The organism is Georgenia sp. Z2081 (assembly GCF_055326445.1).
Window position 1 is genome coordinate 223835 of record NZ_JBUZNK010000002.1, and the last position, 22323, is coordinate 246157.

Annotated in this window: 14 protein-coding genes; 12 read left to right on the forward strand and 2 right to left on the reverse strand. The window is 74.6% G+C overall.

The window, feature by feature from the left end:
* Positions 1 to 196 precede the first annotated feature (196 nt).
* The 5 genes from ACZLKG_RS05390 to ACZLKG_RS05410 all read left to right on the forward strand — a co-directional run bounded on the left by ACZLKG_RS05390 (position 197) and on the right by ACZLKG_RS05410 (position 13537).
* Entirely contained in the window at positions 197 to 6622 is a 6426-nt protein-coding gene (locus tag ACZLKG_RS05390; protein WP_463648175.1) for an Ig-like domain-containing protein, read from the forward strand.
* 87 nt (positions 6623 to 6709) lie between these two features.
* The gene (locus ACZLKG_RS05395; RefSeq protein WP_425709059.1) at positions 6710 to 7717 is read left to right on the forward strand and encodes an AAA family ATPase; all 1008 of its coding nucleotides are present in this window, start codon (positions 6710 to 6712) and stop codon (positions 7715 to 7717) included.
* Complete coding sequence (locus ACZLKG_RS05400; protein WP_463648176.1) at positions 7714 to 9144, forward strand: DUF58 domain-containing protein; 1431 nt, start codon at positions 7714 to 7716, stop codon at positions 9142 to 9144. The genes ACZLKG_RS05395 and ACZLKG_RS05400 overlap by 4 nt, the downstream gene beginning before the upstream one ends.
* On the forward strand, positions 9141 to 11768 hold the full coding sequence (locus ACZLKG_RS05405) for a transglutaminase-like domain-containing protein (RefSeq protein ID WP_463648177.1): 2628 nt from the start codon (positions 9141 to 9143) through the stop codon (positions 11766 to 11768). Before ACZLKG_RS05400 ends, ACZLKG_RS05405 begins: the two co-directional genes overlap by 4 nt.
* 35 nt (positions 11769 to 11803) lie before the next feature.
* Entirely contained in the window at positions 11804 to 13537 is a 1734-nt protein-coding gene (locus tag ACZLKG_RS05410; protein WP_463648178.1) for an FHA domain-containing protein, read from the forward strand.
* Positions 13538 to 13553: 16 nt separating this feature from the next.
* Here the strand turns inward: ACZLKG_RS05410 and ACZLKG_RS05415 are convergent, their stop codons facing one another.
* The gene (locus ACZLKG_RS05415; RefSeq protein ID WP_463648217.1) at positions 13554 to 14978 is read right to left on the reverse strand and encodes a dihydrolipoyl dehydrogenase family protein; all 1425 of its coding nucleotides are present in this window, start codon (positions 14976 to 14978) and stop codon (positions 13554 to 13556) included.
* A 174-nt stretch (positions 14979 to 15152) separates the two neighbouring features.
* Between ACZLKG_RS05415 and ACZLKG_RS05420 the strand changes: the two genes are divergently transcribed.
* From ACZLKG_RS05420 to ACZLKG_RS05440, 5 genes are read left to right on the forward strand one after another with little or no spacing between them, the layout of a single operon-like run.
* Entirely contained in the window at positions 15153 to 15992 is an 840-nt protein-coding gene (locus tag ACZLKG_RS05420; protein ID WP_463648179.1) for an ABC transporter ATP-binding protein, read from the forward strand.
* On the forward strand, positions 15989 to 16747 hold the full coding sequence (locus ACZLKG_RS05425) for an ABC transporter permease (RefSeq protein WP_463648180.1): 759 nt from the start codon (positions 15989 to 15991) through the stop codon (positions 16745 to 16747). The genes ACZLKG_RS05420 and ACZLKG_RS05425 overlap by 4 nt, the downstream gene beginning before the upstream one ends.
* Positions 16744 to 17451, forward strand: a complete 708-nt coding sequence (locus tag ACZLKG_RS05430; RefSeq protein WP_463648181.1) for an ABC transporter permease — start codon at positions 16744 to 16746, stop codon at positions 17449 to 17451. Before ACZLKG_RS05425 ends, ACZLKG_RS05430 begins: the two co-directional genes overlap by 4 nt.
* On the forward strand, positions 17451 to 18407 hold the full coding sequence (locus ACZLKG_RS05435) for an ABC transporter substrate-binding protein (RefSeq protein ID WP_463648182.1): 957 nt from the start codon (positions 17451 to 17453) through the stop codon (positions 18405 to 18407). The genes ACZLKG_RS05430 and ACZLKG_RS05435 overlap by 1 nt, the downstream gene beginning before the upstream one ends.
* Positions 18407 to 18913 (forward strand): mycothiol transferase, encoded by a 507-nt coding sequence (locus tag ACZLKG_RS05440; protein ID WP_425709051.1) that lies wholly within the window; start codon positions 18407 to 18409, stop codon positions 18911 to 18913. Before ACZLKG_RS05435 ends, ACZLKG_RS05440 begins: the two co-directional genes overlap by 1 nt.
* A gap of 64 nt (positions 18914 to 18977) precedes the next feature.
* On the opposite strand, the gene ACZLKG_RS05445 is transcribed toward ACZLKG_RS05440, so the two are convergent.
* Positions 18978 to 19823, reverse strand: a complete 846-nt coding sequence (locus ACZLKG_RS05445; protein ID WP_463648183.1) for an SGNH/GDSL hydrolase family protein — start codon at positions 19821 to 19823, stop codon at positions 18978 to 18980.
* A 286-nt stretch (positions 19824 to 20109) separates the two neighbouring features.
* Between ACZLKG_RS05445 and leuA the strand changes: the two genes are divergently transcribed.
* Both leuA and ACZLKG_RS05455 read left to right on the forward strand, forming a co-directional pair.
* A complete protein-coding gene (gene leuA / locus ACZLKG_RS05450; protein ID WP_463648184.1) occupies positions 20110 to 21906 on the forward strand; it encodes a 2-isopropylmalate synthase in 1797 nt (598 codons plus the stop codon).
* A gap of 62 nt (positions 21907 to 21968) precedes the next feature.
* Positions 21969 to 22283 carry a putative quinol monooxygenase gene (locus ACZLKG_RS05455; RefSeq protein WP_463648185.1) on the forward strand — a complete coding sequence of 105 codons (315 nt, stop codon included), beginning with the start codon at positions 21969 to 21971 and terminating at the stop codon, positions 22281 to 22283.
* Positions 22284 to 22323 lie beyond the last annotated feature (40 nt).

A 22323-nucleotide genomic window follows, 5' to 3' on the forward strand; every position in this document is an offset into this window, starting at 1 on the left:
GCGCCGCGGCCGGCGGTCCGGCGATAGTCTGCGCCAGGACGGTCCGGCGCGCCCTCGCGCCCGGTCGACGAGGCGGACACGGGGAGGCTCCGGCATGGCGTGGTGGCGTCGTCGTGCCCGGGACACCCGAGGTCCCGAGGCCGCAGACCGCACCGCCCCTGCGAGCGGGTCGGCCGCGGCCGAGCCGGAGGCCACGATGGCCGCCGAGACCGACGGCGGCCCCGCCCACCGACCCGCCACCCGGTCCGCCAGGCGGGCGGCCGGCACCACCCGAGCGGGTACCAGCCGAGCGGGCGCCCGCGCAGCGGGTGCCACCGGCGGCGTCGCCTCGCAGGCCGCGGACGCGGACGCGCGGCGCACCGAACGGGTGCGGCGTCGTCGGCGCTCCGTCGCTGCCGGTGCCGCCCTCGCGGTCGCCTCCACGGGCATCGTCGCCGCCGCCCTCGCCTACGACGGCGAGCCCGTCGCCGACATCGAGCTGCACGACGGCGGCGTGTGGGTGACGAACTCCGACGAGCTGCTCGTGGGACGCGTCAACTACCCGGTCCAGGAGCTCGACGGCTCGGTGACGGCCGCCTCCGCCGACGTCGACGTGCTCCAGGAGGGCAGCACCGTCCTCGTCGTCGACCACGGCGCCGCGCTCCTCCAGACCCTCGACCCCGCGACCGTGTCCACCGGGACGGGCGCCGTCACCCTGCCGCGCGGCGCCGAGCTCGGCCTCGGCGGGGACACGGTGGGCATGCTCGAGCCCGGCTCGGGCGCCCTGCGCTCGGTCCCCGTGGACCAGGTGGGCCTCCTCGGCGACGCGGAGGCCGCCCCCAACGCCCACGTCGGTGCCGACGGGCAGCTCGCCGTCGGGCGCGACGGCGCCGTCCACGGCATGTCGGTCACCGACGGCACGGTCGTGACGATCCCGGCGGGCACCGAGCCCGCCGGCGGCGGCCCCGCCCCGGCCGAGTCCGGCAGCGATGCACCCAGCGACGAGCCCGGGCCCCCCGAGGCCGAGGAGGGCGAGGAGGAGACGACCGAGGCACTGCCCACCGTGGACCTCGGCGTGGGCCCCGACCGGCTCGCCGAGGCCGAGCACGTGGCGCTGACCGCCGTCGGCGAGGAGCCCATGGGCGCCGTCGTCACCGAGGACCACGCCCAGCTGCTCGTCCTGCGCCCCGACCGCGAGCCCCTCGACCTCACCTCCTACGACCTCGACCTGACCGAGGTGGCCCTCCAGCAGCCGTCCGCCGCCACCGGACAGGTCGCCCTGGCCACCCGCGACGCCCTCGTGCTCCTCCCGGTCGACGGCGACGAGCCCACGATCATCCGCTCGGAGATGGCCGGCGTCCCCGCGGAGCCGATCGCCGTGGGCGACTGCGTCCACGGCGCGTGGGCCGGTGCCGAGGGCTCCTACCTCGTCCGGTGCGGGGACGCCGAGGCCGTCGACGCCCAGGTCCCGCTGCAGGGCTCGGACAACGAGCTGCGCCTGCGCACCAACCACGACCTCGTCGTCCTCAACGACACCCTCACCGGCACCGTGTACCTCCCGCAGGAGGACATGATGATGGTCGACAACTGGGACGACACCACCCCGCCCGAGGGCGAGTCCGAGGAGGAGACGGAGTCCACCGACGACCGCCTCGAGGACCAGCCGCTCGACCGCGAGGAGGAGAACCGGCCACCGCGCGCGGTCGACGACGCGCTCGGCGTGCGACCCGGGTCGGTCACCGTCCTCGAGGTCCTGGCCAACGACACCGACCCCGACGGCGACCTGCTCACCGTCACCGACTTCGGCGACGTCCCCGAGGAGACCGGGGTGCTGTCCTCGATCATGGGCGGCCGCGCGCTCCAGATCGCCGTCCCCGAGACGGCGACCGGCCAGGTCTCGGTGCCGTACACGATCACCGACGGCCGCGAGAACGGCGAGGCCGAGGGCACGATCACCCTGCGGGTCGTCCCGGACACCGAGAACAGCGCGCCGCAGGTGCGCGAGGACCGCGACCCGCGCATGGACCTCGCGCTCGGCGGCACCGGCGAGATCGACGTCCTGGCGTCGATGATCGACCCCGAGGGCGACGAGATGCTGCTCGCCCGCGCCGAGACCGACTCCGACGACGTCGTCCACTTCACGCCCGACGGGCGGCTGACGTTCGTCGACACCGGGACGAGCTCCGGCGTCAAGGAGGTCACCGTCGCCGTCTCGGACGGCACCGACGTCACCGAGGTGATCGTCCCGGTCGAGGTGCACGACGCCGAGAACCTCCCGCCCCGCGCGGTCAACGACTACGTATCCCTCAGCGTGGGCGAGGAGACGGTCGTCGAGGTGCTGGCCAACGACGTCGACCCCGAGGGGGAGCCGCTGCGGCTCGGCTCCGTCACCCCCGCCGAGGTCGCCGACGTCCGCCCCGACTACGACACGGGGCAGGTCCACCTCACGGGACTCTCGGAGGGGACGAACTACCTCGAGTACGTGGTGGCCGACTCGGGAGGCCAGGACACCACCGGCCTCGTGCGCGTCGACGTCGTCGCCCCGGACACCGAGGCGCCCCCGGTGGCCGTGCGGGACACGGCGCTGCTGCCGGCCGGCGGCTCGGTCCTGGTCGACGTCCTCGCCAACGACGAGGACCCCGCGGGCGGCCTGCTCGCGGTCCAGCAGATCGAGGTCCCGCAGGACTCCCCGCTGGTCGTCGCCGTGCTCGAGCACCGGATGCTGCGGATCTCCGTCGCGCAGACCCTCACCGGACCGCAGCGACTGACCTACACCGTCTCCAACGGCACGGCGACGGCCACCGGCGAGGTCGTCGTCCTGCCGATCATGTCCGACGTGGCCCCGCAGCCGCCGGTGGCCGAGCCCGACGTCGTCGACGTGCGCGCCGGCGACTACGTGACGATCCCGGTCCTGCAGAACGACTCGCACCCGCAGGGCCTGGAGTACACCCTCGACGCCGAGCTGTCCGAGGAGCCCGAGTCCTCCCGCGGCCACTTCTTCACCTCCGACCAGGTGGTCCGCTTCCGGGCACCGGAGACCCCCCAGACCGTCAACGCCGTGTACTCGGTGACCGACGAGAACGGGAACTCGGCGTCGGCGCTCATCACGGTCCGCGTCCAGGCGGCCTCGGACGCGAACTCGGCGCCCCTGCCCGAGCCAGTCGAGACCAGGGCCTTCGGCGGCGAGCGCGTGCGCATCCAGGTGCCGATGTACGGCATCGACCCGGACGGCGACTCGGTCCAGCTCCTCGGCGCCGGCACCGCCCCGCAGCTCGGCCGCATCGTCGAGGTCGGCTCCGGCTACCTCGACTACGAGGCCTACGGCCAGTCCTCGGGCACCGACACCTTCACCTACACCGTGCGCGACCGGCTCGGCGCCGTGGGCTCCGCGCAGGTGCGCGTCGCCGTCGTCCCGCCGCCCATGAGCAACTCGCGCCCCCAGGCGCAGGACGACTCCGTCCAGGTGCGACCCGGCCGCACCGTCGACGTCGACGTCCTGTCCAACGACACGGACCCCGACGGCGACCCGCTCTACCTCGCCGACGACCCCGACGGCGGGCCCTTCGACGACGTCCCCGAGCTCTCGCCGCAGGCCACCGAGCAGCAGCGCGTGCGCGTGTCCACGCCGGCCGATCCGGCCACGTTCTCGCTGATCTACCGGGTCTCCGACCGCCGCGGCGGGCTGGACTCCGGGGTGGCGACGATCGACGTCACGCCCGACGCGCCGCTGCTGCCGCCGCTCGCGCGGGACGACCTCGTCGCGCCGGCCGACATCATCGGCCACGACATCGTCACCGTCCCCGTCCTCGCCAACGACGAGGACCCCGACGGCACGGCCGACGCGCTGACCGTCTCCCTCGTCGACCCGCCCGAGGGCGCGCGTGTGGCGGGAAACGACGTGCAGGTCCCGGTCCTGCCCACCCGGCAGGTCGTCACCTACCGGGTGACGGACCCGGACGGCCTCGAGGGCTACGCGTTCATCGACGTGCCCGGCTCCGAGGACACCGGTCCGGTCCTGCGGACGAACGTGGACCCGATCGAGGTGCACTCCGGGGAGCGCATCGAGATCGACCTCGAGCACTACGTCGTGGCCCCGTCCGGCCGGGACATCCGGCTGACCGACGAGACCCAGGTGACGGCGACGAGCTCGGACGGCTCGAGCCCGGTCGTCGACGCGACGACCCTGCAGTTCACCTCCGCGCCCGACTACTACGGGCCCGCGTCCATCACGTTCGAGGTCACCGACGGCGAGACCGCCCAGGACGGCCTCAGCTCGCGGCTCACGCTGCCGATCACGGTGGTGCCCGACGGCGTCAACATCCCGCCGACCTTCCGCGGCGGCGAGATCGAGGTCGTCCCCGGCGAGGACCCGGAGTCGGTCAACCTGCGCTCGGCGATCGACGACCCGGAGGACTTCTCCGCGCTGCGCCTGGAGGTCGTCGAGGACGGCGTGCCCGACGGCCTGACGGCGACCGTGGAGGGGCACACGCTCACGGTGGAGGCCGACGTCGACGTCGTGCCCGGCCAGACGCTCGACCTGCCGATGACCGTCTCCGACCCCGTCAACGATCCCGTCCCCGGGGTCGTGCGCGTCGAGGTCACCGCGTCGAACCGCGACATGCCGTCGGTGCCCGACGTCGACCTCGGCGAGGTCGAGCAGGGCGAGACCGAGGTGGTGGACATCCTCCAGGGCGCGTTCAACCCGTACGCCGAGGACGGCGAGCCGCTGACCGTGGTCTCCGCCGCCGCCGAGCAGGGCGTGGCGCGCGTCGAGCACTCGCTCACCGACGTCTCGGTGACGCCGGGCGAGGACTTCGTCGGGCCGCTCACCGTGCGGGTCACGGTCGAGGACGCCACGGGCCTGCCGACCAGGCAGGCCGAGGCGCGCATCTCGATGAACGTCGTCGGCGTCCCGGGCACGCCCGCGCCGCCGCGCGTCCAGGAGTCCCAGGACGGGGCCGTCGTGCTCACCTGGGCCGCCCCGGTCGCGAACGGCTCGCCGATCACCGGGTACACCGTCGACACGGCGGGCCAGCGGCAGGAGTGCGCGACGACGACGTGCACCGTCTCCGGGCTGACCAACGGCCAGGAGTACACGTTCACGGTCATCGCGACCAACGCCGTCGGCGACTCCGAGCCGTCGGCGCCGTCGGGCCCCGCGATCCCCGATGTACGGCCCGAGCGGCCGGCGGCACCGTCCGCCGAGCGCGGCGACGGCCAGGTCCAGCTGTCCTGGGAGACCCCGGTCTCGCGCGGCACACCGGTGGAGCGGTACGACGTGCAGGTGACGCCGTCGACCGGCGGCGGCCAGGTGTCCGCCACCTCGACGAGCCACACGTGGAGCGGGCTGAGCAACGGGACGAGCTACACCTTCCGGGTCCGAGCGCACAACGGCGCCGACGAGCCGTCGGAATGGTCGCCGTGGTCGCAGGCCGTCGTGCCGGCCGGCCCGCCGAGCGCGCCGGGGACGCCGCAGGTGCAGCGCGTCGACTCGCCCGTCGCCGCCCAGATCACGGGCTCGTTCGGCGCGGCCGACGCCAACGGCTCGCCGATCACCGGCTACGAGGTCGTCATCTACCAGGACGGCGCGGAGTTCTCCCGGTTCACGACCCAGGACACCTCCTTCACGCAGGACGCGCCCGAGGGCCACGACTACTCGGTGGCGGTCGCCGCGACCAACGACGTCGACCAGGGGCCCGCGAGCCCCCGGTCCGGCACCGTCCGCTCGTTCATCCAGCCCACGGCCCCGGGGACCCCGACCGTCACCGCGACGGGCAGCGACGGCCAGGTCACGCTCGACTACGGCGCCGCCGACCCGCGCGGCGACGAGATCTCGCGCTACGAGTACTCGATGAACGGCGGTGGCTGGGAGACCCTGTCCGGTGACTCGGTGTCCGGCCTGACCAACGGCAGCAGCTACACCTTCCGCGTGCGCGCCTGCAACACGTACTGCGGCGACCCGTCCGGCGCCTCGTCCTCGGCGGTCCCGTTCGGGCCGATGGCTGACCCGACGATCCGGGCGAGCGCGAACACCCCCTCCCAGTACGGCACGCCCGCCACCGTCGACGTCAGCTGGAGCGTCCCCGACGGCAACGGCCGGCCGATCGTCGAGGCCTACGTGGAGATCACCGGGCAGAGCCGGATCGACGCGCGCCAGCGCACGAGCATCACGATCAACCCCGCCGACTGGAGCACCGACTACCGGGCGACGATCACGGTCGTGCGCGACGACGGCTCCCGCACCACGCGCGAGGCGACCGCGAACGCCCGCACCGGTGCCGAGCCGGACCGGCCCACCCGCACCGTGACGATCGTCCGCGACCGGGACGCCCGCGGCGAACCGGGCACGCCGCCGTGCCTCCCGGACAACAACGACTGCGCGTTCCTCGACTTCACGTTCGACGGGTTCGAGCACTGGGGCGACGAGGCGCCGTACACGGTGACCTGGTACGACGACGACGGCAGCTACGGCCCGATCAGGCCCACGGACGGCTGGCCGAACCCGTCGCAGTGGACCCCGAGCGGGGACAGCGGGCGCGAGAACTCCCAGCGCTACCAGGGCAACCCGGTCACCCTCACGCTCGAGATCGAGAACGCGAGCGGCGCCGTGGTGGCGCGAGATACCCACCGGGTCGTCCCCTAGCGGGCGGCCGCGGGTCGTCCCGCATCGCCACCCGCTGACCCGCCCGCCGCCCCGTCCGTCCCTTCCCCGCACCACCGAGAGGACCCCATGACCGCCGTCACCCTCGAGCAGCTCTCCGAGGAGCAGGCCGCCTGGTACGCGAGCACGTTCGACCGCGTCGTCGACAACGTCGGCCGGGCCGTGGTCGGCAAGACCGGCGTCGTCCGGCTCGTCGTCACCGCGTTGCTGGCCGGCGGCCACGTCCTGCTCGAGGACTACCCGGGCACGGGCAAGACCCAGCTCGCCCGCTCGCTGGCCCAGACGCTGCGGGCCACGAGCTCGCGCATCCAGTTCACGCCCGACCTCCTCCCGTCCGACGTCACGGGCGTGTCGATCTACGACCAGGAGAAGAAGACCTTCGAGTTCCACCCGGGACCGATCTTCGCCAACGTCGTCCTCGCGGACGAGATCAACCGCGCCTCCCCGAAGACCCAGTCGGCACTCCTGGAGGTCATGGAGGAGGGCCGCGTGACCGCCGAGGGCCGCACCCACGAGGTCGGCGACCCGTTCATCGTGCTCGCCACCCAGAACCCCATCGAGCAGGCCGGCACGTACGCCCTGCCCGAGGCCCAGCTCGACCGTTTCCTCATCAAGACGTCCGTGGGCTACCCGGACCACGACTCGACCGTCGCCATCCTCACGGGCGCCTCGGTGCGCGACCGGGCCGCCGAGCTGCGCGCCGTCGTCACCGCCGAGGTCGTCACCGAGATGGTGCGGATGTCCGGCCGGGTCCACGTCGACCCCGCGATCGCGGACTACATCTCCCGACTCGTCACCGCGACCCGGACGGCCCCCGGCGTCGAGGTCGGCGTCTCCGTGCGCGGCGCGCTCGCGCTCGTGCGCTGCGCCAAGACCTGGGCCGCCTCCCAGGGCCGGGGCTACGTCCTGCCCGACGACGTCCGCGAGCTCGCGGAGCCCGTGCTCGGTCACCGCATGGTGATGGAGGCCGAGGCCCAGTTCGACGGGGCGACGGCCGCCGGCGCGCTCGGCACGGTCCTCGAGCAGGTCGAGCCGCCCGCCCACCGACAGGTCGCCGGGGACCACGACCGCTCGTGAACGACTCCCGCCCCGACGTCCCGGAGGCGGTCGAGCGGCACGCGGTCGTCCACGACCCCGCCGAACGTCCCGGCTCCGCGGCCTCCCCGCACACCGGATCGCCGCCCACCGGTCCCTCGCCCGGTTCGGCCCACTCGCCGTACTCGATCGGGTCGATGACCTCCGGCGGGTCGACCACCGGCCGCTGGCGCACGTCCGCCCGCGCCCGGGTGGGTGCGATCCCCGGGCTGACGACGGCGCTCGAGCGCACCATCGGCCCGCGCCGGGAGGTCGCTCGCGTCCTCGGCGGCGTCTCCGCGCTCGGCTGGACGGCGCTCGGCATGGGCCTGGCCGGTCTCGTCGTCGCCCTCGTGCTCGGCTGGGGCGAGGCGATGGCCGGCGGGGTGGCGCTGCTGGCGCTGTTCGCCGTCGCGGTCGCCTTCACCGTGGGACGGCAGAGCTACTCGGTGGACCTGCGGCTCTCGGACCGCCGCGTCACGGTGGGGGACCGGGCGCTGGCCGGCGTCATCGTCACCAACACCGGCGCGCGCTCCACCTCGGCGGCGCGCCTGGAGATCCCCGTCGGCCCCGGCCAGGTCGCCATCCCGCTGCCCGGGCTCGCCGCGCGGGACTCCGTCGAGGAGCTCCTCGCCGTGCCCACGCAGCGGCGCTCGGTGGTCGACATCGGCCCGGCCCGCACCGTCCGCGGCGACCCGCTGGGCCTCGTGCGCTCCGCGCGCACGTGGACCGAGGTCCTCGAGATGTACGTCCACCCGCGCACCGTCCGCCTCGCGCCGGCGTCGGCGGGACTCCTGCACGACCTCGAGGGGCGCCCCACCGCCGAGCTCACCGAGTCCGACCTGTCGTTCCACGCGCTGCGGGAGTACGCCCCGGGCGACGACCGGCGCTACATCCACTGGCGCACCTCCGCCCGCACCGGCACGCTCATGGTCCGCCAGTTCGAGGAGTCCCGGCGCAGCCACGTGGTGGTGGCCCTGAGCACCTCGGCCGCCGACTACGACGAGCCCGACGAGTTCGAGACCGTCGTGTCCACCGTCGGCTCGCTCGGGCTCCAGGCGATCACCGAGGACAAGGAGCTCACCGTCCTCACCACGGGCACCCCGCTGCCGACGGTGTCGCCGCGCGCGCTCCTCGACGCCCTGACCCGGCTGACGATGACGCCGACCCGCACCGAGGTCGTCGACATGGCCCGCGAGATCGCCCTGTCCCACGCGCGTGCCACGCTCGCCGTCCTCGTGTGCGGCTCGCCCGTGCCGCTGCGGGACATCCGGGCCGCCGGCTCCGTGCTGCCCGTCGGCATGCGGGCCCTCGCCGTGCGCGCCGACCCCTACGTCGAGCCGAGCGTGGCCGCCGTCGGGCCGGTCACGGTCGTCACCGTGCCCCACCTCGACGAGCTCACCCGCGGGCTGCACATGGCGGCGCTGTGAACGCCCGCTCCGCCCTCGAGGAGGGCCGTCGGACCCGGGAGGCCAGCGAGGCGCTCGCCTACCGGGGCGACGCACCGACCCGTGCGGCACTTCGGCGTCGGGCCCGGATGCGCGTATGGGACGCCGTCGCGGTCCCGCTGCTCATGCTGCTCGCGCTCGCGCCGCTCTGGCCCGCCTACGGGGTCGGCCGGTTCGTCGTGCTCGCGCTCCTGGCCGTCGCCGCCGGGTCCGGGATCGCCCTGCTGTCCGCGTGGCGGCGCTGGGGCGCGCTCGTCACGCTCCTCGCCGTGCTGCTGGCCCTCGTGCTCCTCACCGGGGTGGCCGCGCCGGTGGAGGCACTCGTCGGCTGGCTGCCCACCCCGGCGAGCATCGGGGCCGTCGGCCAGGGCGTCGTCACCTCCTGGAAGGACCTGGTGACGATCCTCGCGCCCGTCGGCGCGACCGGGGCCGTCCTCACGGTCCCGCTCGTGGTCGGCGTGGTCGGCTCGGCGCTCGCGATGACGATCGCGCAACGCACCCGGCGGCCCACGCTCGCCGCGCTCGTGCCGATGGGCGTGCTCCCCGGCAGCGTCCTGCTCGGCACCCGGGACACCGGGCTCGCGGTCCCGGTCGGGCTCGCGTTCGCCGCCGTCGCGCTCGTGTGGGCGTCCCGCCGGTCGAACCGGCTGCACACCGAGCGGCCGGTCGCCACCTCCGTGCTGCTCGTCGTCGCCCTCGTCGCCGGCGGGGCCACCGGCCTGCTCTGGCAGGACGAGGACCGGCGCACCGTCGTCCGCGACCACGTGGCGCCGCCGCCCGACCTGCGCGACTACCCGAGCCCGCTCGCCGGGTTCCGCGCCTACCTCAAGGACCACCTCACCGACACCGTCCTCACCGTCGACGGGCTCGAGACCGGGGAGCTCGTGCGGCTCGCCGCGATGGACTCCTACGACGGCACCGCCTTCACGGTCGCCCCCGGAGGCGAGGCCGGCACGGGCGAGTTCCAGCGCATCGGCGCCGCCGTCGAGCAGGACCTGCCGGGCGCCGAGGAGATCGACGTGACGATCGGGGAGTACCGCGACGTGTGGGTGCCGGTCACGGGCCGGATCTCCGACGTCACGTTCACCTCCGAGCGCTCGACCGATCTCGCGCGGTCGCTGTACGTCAACCCGGTCGCCGGCGTCGGGCTCGTCGAGGCCGGGCTGCGCCCGGGGGACCGGTACACGCTCCTGGCGGCCCCGGTCGAGCGGCCGGACCTGGGCGCGCTCTCGGCCGCGCCCGTCGACGACCGGGCGCTGCCGCCCGTGACGGTGCCCGACTCGATCGCCACCGAGGCCTCGATCCTCGCCGCCGACGCGACGACGACGCTCGCCCGCATCCAGGCCGTCGAGTCCGGCCTCAGGCAGGGCTACTTCAGCCACGGGCTCGAGGGGGACACTCCGTCGCTGGCGGGCCACGGCGCCGCGCGGCTCGACGCCATGCTCACCGGGCCGGCGATGGTCGGCGACCAGGAGCAGTACGCCGCACTCATGGCGCTCATGCTGCGCTCGATGCAGATCCCCGCGCGCGTGGTCATCGGCTTCGAGGTGCCGAACGGGACGGGCGCGATCCAGGTCGCCGGCGAGGACGTCACGGCCTGGGTCGAGGTGCCGTTCGAGCAGTACGGCTGGGTGCCCTTCTTCCCCACGCCGGACGAGGACCGCATCTGGCAGGAGCAGAACCTCGAGCCGCAGGAGCAGCCCCAGCCGCAGGTCCTCCAGCCGCCGCCGCCCGTGCTCGAGCCGCCCGACGCCCCGCCCGCCGCCCGTCAGGACGTCGACGTGCGCGAGGAGCCCGACGAGCGGGAGAGCCGGCTGTCGATCGTCTGGGTGATCGTGGCCGCCGCGGGTGGTGGCCTGCTGCTCCTGCTGCTCGCGCCCGTCGTCGTCATCCTCGCGTGGAAGGCCACGCGGCGCAGGCGCCGTCGCACCCGCGGCACGACCACGCACCGCGCGGTCGGGGGGTGGTCCGAGATCGTCGACGTCACCCGCGACCTCGGTGCCCTCGTGCCCGGTGGCGCCACTCGCTCCGTCGCGGCCGGAGCCGTCGAGCGCTCGCTCGGGGGGTCGGGTGGAGTCGGTCCCGCCGGCTCGACCGGCCCGGGCGCTGCCGCGGCGGGAGCAGGCGGCGCCGGTGCGGGAGGCGCAGGTGCGACGTCGAGCGTCGGGCGGACCGCCACCGGTCCCGGGGGAGCGGCCTGGGGCACGGGGCGGCCCGTCGCGGACGCCGGACGCAGCGCGCGACGTCGCGGCGGGGAGGACCCCGACCGGGTGCGCCCCCCGGGGTCGACCGCCCCGGGCGGCGGCGAGACCGCACCGGACGGCGACGCAGCACCCGGGAGCGCGGCCGGCGACGGGTCCGCGGTTGCCAACCCGATCGACCTCAGCGGCGTCGACCTTCGCGGGCTGGCCAGGCGGACGGACGCACAGGCCTTCGGGTACCGCGAGCCGGACGACCGCGACGTCGAGAAGCTGTGGGCGGAGGTCGACGAGACCCTCGAGCGCATGCGCGCGGCGGCGGGGCGTCGGCGCTGGTGGCGCTCGCGGCTGTCCACGCGCTCGCTGCGCCGGCGTCGCGGCCGGCGGCAGCCGGGGTCCAGGCCCTGACCGTGCACGCGGGCAGGTCGGTGCACACTGATCCCATGCCTGGTTCCACGTCGGCGGTCCGCCGTGCCGCCCACCCGTCCGCCGTCCGGCGCGACTGGGCCACCTTCAGCTCGGTCCTCATGCAGCGCCAGACGGCGCTGCGAGACCTGTACCCGGCCGCCACGTCGGTCCCGCGCGCGCTCGGTGGGCTTCTCGCGCTGGCGCTCGCCGTCGTCGGGAGCCTCATGCTGCGCCCGGGAATCGCCGGAGAGCCGTGGGGCCCGCTCCAGGCACCGGTCCTCGTGATCGTCGGGATCGTCCTCGTCCTGGCCGCCGCGGTCCTGGCGATCCTGCTCATGCGGGCCGGGAACCCGGCGATCGCCGGCACGCTCGCCTGGGCGGTCCTCCCGACCGTGGTGACCGAGGACGGCCGGCGCCAACGGCGCGCCGGGCCGCTCACCGCGCGGCAGCACCAGGCGGTCGAGGAGGTCGGCCGGCTGCTGCCTCCCGGCCCGGTGCGGCTGCGCCAGGTCGGGGCGGGGCTGGCGATCCTCGCGACCGTGGCAGCCACGGCGATGGCGATCGGTCCGGTCGTCGAGCAGACGCGCCCCTACGCCAACGAGGCCATCCTCGGTGTCATGGTGGCCGCGCTGGTGCGCGCGGTGGCCTGCTGGTGGCTCGCCGTCGCGGCAGGACTGGGCGCATGGCGGCTCACCGTGGCTCGCAACGGCGGCCTCGGTCCGGGCGGTCAGGGCGCCCGTGTGTGGACCCTGCGCCGCGCGGGCATCGACGTGACCGGGGCCGGGGATTCCGGCCGCGAGGACCGTGCCGGGGACCGGTGGTCGGACGACGCGCCCGTGCTGGCGCCGCCGGTCTCGGGCGTCGAGGGCCACGGGGAGCGCCATCACGGCGGGCCCGGTGACCACGGGCACGGCTACGCGCCCGGGTACGGCGGGCCTGGTGACCACGGGCACGGCTATGCACCTGGGTACGGCGGGCCCGGTGACCACGGGCACGGCTACGCACCTGGCTACGGCGCGGACGGCTACGGCGCACCGGGCCGCGGCCCGGCGGAGCACGGCGGCCCGGGCTCCGGCACCGGGTGGCCGCCCGCGGGAGGCTACGTCCCGCAGCCGCACGTCACCCCGCCGGGCAGCGACTCGCACGCCCCCGCCCGCCACGGCGCGCAGGACCCTTCGCCGTCCGGCGCGCACGCCGCCGCGTCCTACGACGGGCACGGTCATGGCCACCCGTACCCGGGCCCTCCGGTCGGTGGCCCGATGGGCGAGCCGCGCGCGGCGACCCCGCCCGGCGCGGTCAGCCCCGACGCAGCGCCGGTCACCGCCGAGCCCGGCCCGCGCACCACGGGCACCCACGCCGCGCTCGGCGCGCACTCCGCGCCGGCGTGGCGGGAGACGGGGGAGTGGGAGGAGGTGCCGGACGTGCGCGTCGGCGGCTACCTCCTCGACGGCGGGATCACGCTCGTCGGCCGCGACCCGGAGCCGCGGGCGGGGGAGCTCGTCGACAACCTCATGGTGGTCCCGGACCCGTCGATGTCCAAGACGCACCTGTCGGTCCGTCTCACGGGCGCGGGCCTCCACGCGATCGACCGGGCCTCCACGAACGGCACCTTCTACGTGGCCGAGGACGGGTCGGTGAGCAGGCTCGAGCCGTGGCGCGAGGTCGTGGTGCCCGAGGGTGCCGCGCTGCGCGTCGGCGAGTCGCTCCTGGAGTGGGACGACCCGTGGTCGGAGGACGAGGACGAGGCCGGGCAGACGATCCTGCGCTGACCGCCGGTCCGTCGTCTCACCAGGCCTCGAGCAGCCGGAGCCAGACCTCGCTCATCGTCGGGTAGGCGGGCACGGCGTGCCACAGCCGGTCCAGCGGCACCTCGGCGACCACCGCGATCGTGGCGGCGTGCAACAGCTCGGCGACGTCGGGACCGACGAACGTCATGCCGACGATCACCTCTCGCTCCTCGTCGACGACCATCCGCACCCGGCCGGCGTAGTCGTCGGCGTGCAGCGCGGCGCCCGCGACCGCGCCGAGGTCCTGGTCCACCACGCGCACGGGGACCCCGTCCCGCTCGGCCTGCGCCGCCGTCCGGCCCACGCTCGCCACCTGGGGGTCGGTGAACACCACCTGCGGTGTGGCGGCGTCGTCCGCCGTCGCGGCGTGCAGGCCCCAGGGCTCGTCCTCCACCGCGACGCCCGCCGCGCGAGCGACGATCGCCGCGCCCGCCGCACGGGCCTGATACTTGCCCTGGTGGGTGAGCGGGCTGCGGTGGTTGGCGTCCCCCACGGCGTACAGCCACGCCAGCGGGTCGCCGTCCGGACCCAGGGCGCGGAGGGTGCTGTCGACCTCCACCCAGCCCTCGGGCAGGCCGGCGACGTCGAGACCCAGGTCCGGCTGCGGCTCGCGCCCGGTCGCCACGAGGATCTGCTCCGCGGTCACGGTCCGCCCGTCGTCGCACCGGACCGTGACGCCGTCGGACCCGCGGCTCACCTCGGTCGCCGAGACCCCGGTGCGGACGTCTGCCCCGAGCTCCGCGAGGGACTCGGCCACGGCCTCACCGGCGAACGGCTCGTAGCCGCCGAGCAGGCCGGAGCGCGCGAGGACCGTCACCTCGGCCCCCAGGTCCGTGAATGCCACCGCCAGCTCGCAACCGACGACGCCCCCGCCGACGACGACGAGACTGCCCGGGACCTCCTGCGCCGACACCGCCTCGCGGTTGGTCCACGGCCGCGCCGCCGCCAGGCCCGGCACGTCCGGGACGTGCGGGCGTGAGCCCGTGGCGAGCGCGACGGCGTGCCGGGCGCGCAGGACGCGCTCCTCGCCGCCCGGCGCCGCGACCGTCACCTCCCGCACGCCGCTGAGCCGCCCGCGGCCGCGCACGAGGTCGATGCCGGCGGAGCGCAGCCAGTCGACCTGCCCGGCGTCGTCCCAGTCGGACGTGAAGGAGGTCCGCCGCCGCAGGACGGCCTCGACGTCCAGCCCTCCGGTGACGGCCTGCCGCGCACCGTCGACGGCCAGGGCGGCCCGGCGCGCCTCCCCGCTGCGCAGCAGCGCCTTCGAGGGCATGCACGCCCAGTACGAGCACTCGCCGCCGACGAGCTCGGCCTCGACGACCACCGCGGACAACCCGCCCCGCACGGCCTGGTCGGCGACGTTCTCACCGACCGGGCCGGCGCCGAGCACGACGACGTCCCACGTGTCGGCGTGGTCGTCCAGGCCCGGGTGCTCCCCGGCTCCGTGCGGCCCGGCCGCGGGAGGGTCGGGGGCCGTCGACGGTGACGGGTGCTGCTCTGACCGGTGCGGATCGGACACGGGGCCCTCGCTTCGTCGGGACGGGGAGGTGGTCACGAGCCTACGCTCGGGAGATGACACACGCACGAAGCCGCCGCGATGATTGAGTTCCGGTCGGTCGGCAAGGCCTTCCCGGGCGGTACCCGGGCCGTCGACGACCTCGACCTCGTGATCCGCCCCCGCGAGATCACCGTCCTGGTCGGCTCGTCGGGGTGCGGCAAGACGACGATCCTGCGGATGATCAACCGGATGGTCGAGCCGACGTCGGGCACCGTCTCGATCGACGGCACCGACGTCGCGACCCGGTCGCCCGTGCCCCTGCGCCGCAGCATCGGCTACGTCATGCAGAGCGCCGGCCTGCTCCCGCACCGACGCGTGCTCGACAACGTCACCACGGTCCTGCGGCTCACCGGCACCCCGAGGGCGGCCGCGTCCGCGAGAGGGCTCGAGCTCATGGACACCGTCGGGCTCGACCGGACCCTCGCGGGCCGCTACCCGGCGCAGCTCTCCGGCGGCCAGCAGCAGCGCGTCGGCGTGGCCCGGGCGCTCGCGACGGACCCGAACATCCTGCTCATGGACGAGCCGTTCGCGGCGGTCGACCCGATCGTCCGCACCGAGCTGCAGGACGAGCTCCTGCGGCTGCAGAGCACGCTCGCCAAGACGATCGTCCTCGTCACCCACGACATCGACGAGGCCTTCCGCCTCGGCGACCACGTGGTGATCCTCGCCGACGGCGGGCGCATCGTGCAGCAGGGCAGCCCGGCCGACCTGCTGGCCGAGCCCGCCGACGACTTCGTCGCCTCGTTCATCGGGGCGGACCGGGGCAGGCGCGCGCTGCGGATCGAACACCGCGGGGGGCGGCGCCTCGTCGTCGACGCCGAGGGCCGCCCCGCCGGGGTGCTGGACGACGGTGCGGTGCAGGACGGCAGCGCCGGATGACCTGGGTCGCCGCGAACATCGACCTCATCGTCGATCTGTCCCTGCAGCACGCGCTCCTGTGCGTGATCCCCGTGGTGGCGGGACTCCTCCTCTCGCTCCCGCCGGGCGTCCTCGCGTGGCGCTACCCGGCCGCACGCGGTGCGGTGCTCGCCGCCGTCGGGCTGCTCTACACGATCCCGTCGCTGGCCCTGTTCGTCCTGCTGCCGCCGGTCCTCGGCATCGGGTTCCTCAGCGAGCTCAACGTCGTCATCGCCATGACGATCTACGCCGTCGCCCTCATGACCCGCTCCGTGACGGACGCGCTCGACGCCGTCGATCCCGCCGTGCGCTCCGCAGCGACCGCCCAGGGGTTCTCGACCGCGGGGCGCTTCTGGTCGGTCGAGCTGCCGCTGGCCGGTCCCGTGCTGCTGGCCGGGCTGCGCGTGGTGTCCGTGAGCACCGTGAGCATGGTGACCGTCGGCGTCCTGGTGGGCATCCGCAGCCTCGGCGACCTGTTCATGGACGGACTTCAGCGCGGGATCGTCGCCTCGATCGTCGCGGGCATCGTGGCGACCGTCGTCGTCGCCCTGCTCTTCGACCTCGTGCTCGTCGTGCTCGGTCGCCTGCTCATGCCGTGGCACCGGTCGGGAGGTGCCCGGGGCGGCTCGGTGCGACGCGCGCTCCGGCTGCCGAAGGGGGCGGGCCGCGAGGACGAGCGGGGCGCCGGCGGGGGCATCGGCCCGGACGCCCACCGGCCGGCCGAGGTGGGCGCATGAACCTGTTCGCCGACGCCTTCGCCTGGCTGGCCGCGCCCGAGCAGTGGTCCGGCTCCGGGTCGCTGCCCGAGCGGTTCGGCGAGCACCTGGTCCTCACGCTGCTCGCGCTCGCGATCGCGACGGTCGTCGCCGTCCCGCTCGGCTACCTGGTCGGGCACACCGGCCGGGGCAGGCAGCTCGTCGTCGCCCTGTCCGGGGCCGGCCGCGCGCTTCCCTCGCTCGGCCTGCTCACCGTCCTCACGCTGCTCGTCGGCGTCGGCGACGCCGCCCTCGCCGCGACGGCGGTCCTCGTCGTCCTCGGCGTCCCCTCCGTGCTCGCGGGCGCCTACGCGGGGGTGGAGAACGTCGACCACGCCGTCGTCGACTCCGCCCGCGCCCAGGGCATGACCCGCTGGCAGGTCCTCACCCGGGTCGAGGCGCCGCTCGGCCTCCCGCTGCTGGTCGGCGGGATGCGCAGCGCCGCCCTGCAGATCGTGGCCACCGCGGTCCTGGCGGCCTACGTCGGGCTCGGCGGGCTGGGCATCTACATCCAGCGGGGCATCTCGCTGCAGCGCTACGACGAGATGCTGGGCGCGGCGATCGCGATCGTCGCCCTCGCCCTCGCCGTCGACGGTGTGTTCTCGCTCCTCGCCCGGCTCGCGCTGCGGGTGAGCGGAGGCCGAGGCACACTGGGGGCCACATCCCCGACGGAAGGACGTACCTGATGCGTTCCTCGACCCGCCGCGCCGCGGCACTGTCCCTCGTCGCCGCGGTCGCGCTCACCGCGTGCGGGTCGGACGACCCGTTCGACGAGGGGGAGGACGAGACCTCCGGCTCGGGCGGTGACGGGGCGGAGTCGGGCTCCGACGACTCCGGCGGGAGCGTCGTCGTCGGCTCGCAGGCCTACTACTCCAACGAGATCGTCGCCGAGATCTACGCCCAGGTCCTCGAGGAGGCGGGCTACGAGGTCGAGCGGCAGTTCCAGATCGGGCAGCGCGACGTCTACCTCCAGGCCATGGAGAACGACGAGGTCGACGTCCTGCCCGAGTACACGGGCAACCTGCTGCAGTTCTACGCGCCGGACACCGAGGCGCGGTCCAGCGGGGACGTCGCCGCCGAGCTCGCCGACGCGCTCCCGGACGGCATGGCCGTGCTCGAGTACGCCGACGCCGAGGATGCGGACTCCTACAACGTCACCACCGAGTTCTCCGAGGAGCACGGCATCACGAGCCTCGCCGACCTCGCGGACCACGACGGCGAGATCACGATCGGCGGCAACGCCGAGCTCGAGAGCCGCCCCTACGGGCCCGACGGGCTCGCCGAGCTCTACGGCGTCGACGTCGAGTTCGTCGCGATCGGCGACAGCGGCGGCCCGCTCACCAAGGGGGCGATCCTCGACGGAACGATCACGATGGGCGACATCTACACCGCGGACCCCGACCTCGCGTCCGGCGACTTCGTCACGCTCGAGGACCCCGAGGACATGATCCTCGCGCAGAACGTCGTCCCGCTCGTGACCGACGACCTCGCCGGCGAGCTCGGCGAGGTGCTCGACCCGGTGAGCGAGGTGCTCACCACCGAGGAGCTCATCGAGCTCAACGCCCGCAGCGTCGACGAGCAGCTCGACTCCGCGACCATCGCGACCGAGTGGCTCGCCGACAACGACCTGGGAGGAAGCTGATGGCCGCCGTCCACGATCTCCTGCTCGACGCGTTCTCACGGGTGTCGGGCTCCGTCCACCGGGCGGGGGAGGGGCTGACCCGCGAGCAGCTCGAGGCCCGCCTCGACCCCGGCGCCAACTCGATCGGCTGGCTCCTGTGGCACCTCACGCGCGTGCAGGACGACCACGTCGCCGGCGCGTTCGGCGTCGACGAGCTGTGGACGAGCGGCGGTTGGGCGGACCGCTTCGGCCTGGACGTGTCCGGGATCGGCTACGGGCACTCCGCTGACGACGTCGCGAAGGTCGTCGGCTTCGACGCCGACCTCGTGCTCGCCTACCACGACGCCGTGCACGAGCAGACGCTCCGGTGCGTCCGCGGGCTCACCGAGGCGGACCTGGGCACGGTCGTCGACGAGAGCTGGGACCCGCCGACCACCATGGGCGTGCGGCTCGTCAGCGTCATCGACGACTGCCTCGAGCACGCCGGCCAGGCGGCGTTCGTCCGCGGGGTGCTCGAGCGGCGCTGAGTCGGGGCCGTGGGAGACGACCCGGCACCGGTGGTGGCGGTCGGTGGCGGTCGGCTGTGCGCGGTCAGGCCGACAGCGCCCGCGCACGCTCCTCGGCGTCGTGCCGGAGCCGGTCCGCGCCGACCAGCCCACGGTCGTGCAGCGCTTCCGCGACGCCCTCCCACAGGGCGTCCGCCCACACCTCGTAGCCGGCGGCGTTCGGGTGGAACAGGTCCTGCGCCATGTGCGTGAAGACGATCCTCGGCCACAGCGGGCGCGTGGCCGCGTGCAGCGGCGCGACGTGGAGGTCGTGGGCCTCGGCCGTCTCCCGGATCGCGGTGTTGGCGCGGCGCACCCACATCTCGTGTGGGCCGTACCCGTAGCTGGGCACCTCGGCGATGACGCTGCCGCGCGGGAGAGCGTCGGCGATCGTCTCCATCCGCTCGCCGAGGCCGGGCATCGAGATCTGGCGACGCGCGACGTCGTTGGCACCGATCTCGCAGATCACGAGGTCCGGCTCACGCTCGAGACCCTCGAGCAGGGGGAGCTGGTCGTCGATGAGGTTCGTCGTCGTCGCGCCGGAGACCGACAGGTTGGTCGTCACCACGGCCCGGTCGAGCACCTCGGCGAGGCGTCGTTCGACCCGGGCGACCCAGCCGTGCTCCGGGTCCGGGACGCCGACGCCCTGGGCCGCGGAGTCGCCGACGACCACGAGGTGGAAGGCGTGCGGCACGGCGGAGGCGCGCACCTCGTGCGTGCGCCGCGCCCAGTACTCGCGGTGCACCGGGACCTGGCGGCTGACGATCCCGCGCTGCTGCAGGTAGGCGGCCGCGGCCCCGCAGGCGGCCACCGCACCGGCGGCGACGGCGCCGACCGTCACGGTGAGCGGGCCCCAGGGGCCACGCGCGGACGGGGAGAACTCCGAAGGCATGCCCGCCAGGCTATGGGCGGACGGGCCGACAGGCCAGGGGAGCGGGACCCGCCGAGCGACCCCTCGCGGCCGGGTGCGCGGTGCCGGTGCACATCCGTGTGGCGCCGGCACGCATCCGCGCGGCACCGGTACGCGCCGACCACCGGCCGTCCGAAGGAGTAGGGTGACGACCGTGCGCACCGGGCTCCTGCTCCTTATCTGCCGCGGCGAGGCCTCCTGAGGCCGGCTCCTCGTCGCGGGAGACGTCGTGCTGGCCGCACGTGACCCAGACGAGGAGACCCAGACGATGAAGACCCGCGGCACCACGAACCTCCAGCGCCCCTCCGGCATGCCGGTGACCAAGTACCGGCCGTTCGCCGAGACGAATCCGGTCCACCTCCCGGACCGCACCTGGCCCGACAAGCAGGTCACGGTCGCTCCCCGGTGGCTCTCGACCGACCTGCGCGACGGCAACCAGGCCCTCATCGAGCCGATGAGCCCCGAGAAGAAGCGCGAGATGTTCGACCTGCTCGTCCGTCTCGGCTACAAGGAGATCGAGATCGGCTTCCCCGCCGCCTCGCGGGCCGACTTCGACTTCGTCCGCTCACTCGTCGACGACGACGCCGTGCCGGAGGACGTCACCGTCTCCGTGCTCACCCAGGCGCGGCCCGAGCTCATCCACCGCACGGTCGAGTCGCTCGTCGGGTTCCCGCGGGCCACCGTGCACCTGTACAACGCGACCGCCCCGGTGTTCCGCGACGTCGTCTTCCGCTCCGGCCGCGAGGGGACGCGCGAGCTCGCCGTCGACGGGACCCGCGAGGTCCTCGCCCACGCGGAGAAGGTGCTCGGGGAGGAGACCGTGTTCGGCTACCAGTACAGCCCGGAGATCTTCGTCGACACCGAGCTCGACTTCGCGCTCGAGGTGAGCGAGGCCGTCATGGGTGTCTGGCAGCCCGAGGACGGCCGGGAGATCATCCTCAACCTGCCGGCGACCGTCGAGCGGGCCACGCCCAACGTCTACGCCGACCAGATCGAGTGGATGAGCCGGCACCTGTCCCACCGTCAGCACGTGGCACTGTCCGTGCACCCGCACAACGACCGCGGCTCGGGCGTGGCCGCCGCCGAGCTCGCCATGCTCGCCGGCGCCGACCGGGTCGAGGGCTGTCTGTTCGGCCAGGGCGAGCGCACCGGCAACGTCGACCTCGTCACGCTCGCGATGAACCTGTACTCCCAGGGCGTGGACCCGATGATCGACCTGTCCGACATCGACGAGGTCCGACGCACGGTCGAGCGCTGCACCCAGATGGACGTGCACGCCCGCCACCCCTACGGCGGCGACCTCGTCTACACCTCGTTCTCCGGCTCGCACCAGGACGCCATCAAGAAGGGATTCCAGGTCCGGGAGAGCAAGGTCGCCGAGGCCGGCGGCGCGGACGCCGACGTCGTATGGGACCTGCCCTACCTGCCGATCGACCCCAAGGACGTCGGCCGCACCTACGAGGCCGTCGTACGAGTGAACAGCCAGTCCGGCAAGGGCGGCGTCGCCTACCTGCTGCACTCCACGCGGAGCCTCGACCTGCCTCGGCGCCTGCAGATCGAGCTCGCCGGCATCGTCCAGAAGCACACGGACGCCTACGGCGGCGAGATCGACGCCGAGCGGCTGTGGTCGATCTTCGTCGACGAGTACCTGCCCTACACCACCACCGACGGCCTGGCGCCGTGGGGCCGCTACACGCTCCGCAGCACCTCGCTGACCTCCCACGGGGAGGGCGGGGACGCCGACCTCACGGTCGTCCTCGACGACGGTGGGGAGGAGCGGCTGCTCTCCGGCCGCGGCAACGGCCCCATCGACGCGTTCGTCCACGCACTGGCGACCATCGACGTCGGGGTCGAGGTCCTCGACTACGCCGAGCACGCCCTGTCCGCGGGCGGCGATGCGATGGCGGCGGCCTACCTCGAGGTCGAGACGAGCGACCAGGTGGTGTGGGGCGTCGGCGTGGACCCGTCGACGATGACCGCCTCCTTCCAGGCGATCATCTCCGCGGTCAACCGCGCGGCACGCGGGGTGACGGGCGGAGTCCCGGTCGACGGCGAGCCGCGCTGACGGGGCGGGGACGGGGCGCACGCGAGTGTCCGGGCGGAGCCGGGCGGGGGGATCGCGACGGTGTGAGCGGAACGGAACGGGTGCGTGGAACGGCGCAGGTGCGCCTGAGCGGTCTGCTGGTGTGCGCGTCCGCCGGTGAGGCGGAGCTCGTGCAGCGGTACCTGCCCGGGCACACGGCGCTCACCCGGTCCGAGCCCGCCTGCCTCTCGTTCGAGGTACGCCCGACCAGCGATCCACTCGTCTGGCAGGTCGTCGAGCTGTTCGCCGACGAGGCCGGGTTCGCCGGCCATCAGGAGCGTGCGGCGGCGAGCGAGTGGGGCCGAGCCACGGCCCACATCGAACGCCGCTACACGGTCGAACTGGCGGAGCGTCGGTGAGCGCGCTCCTCGACCGGCGGCTGCTCGATCGTCAGGGCCG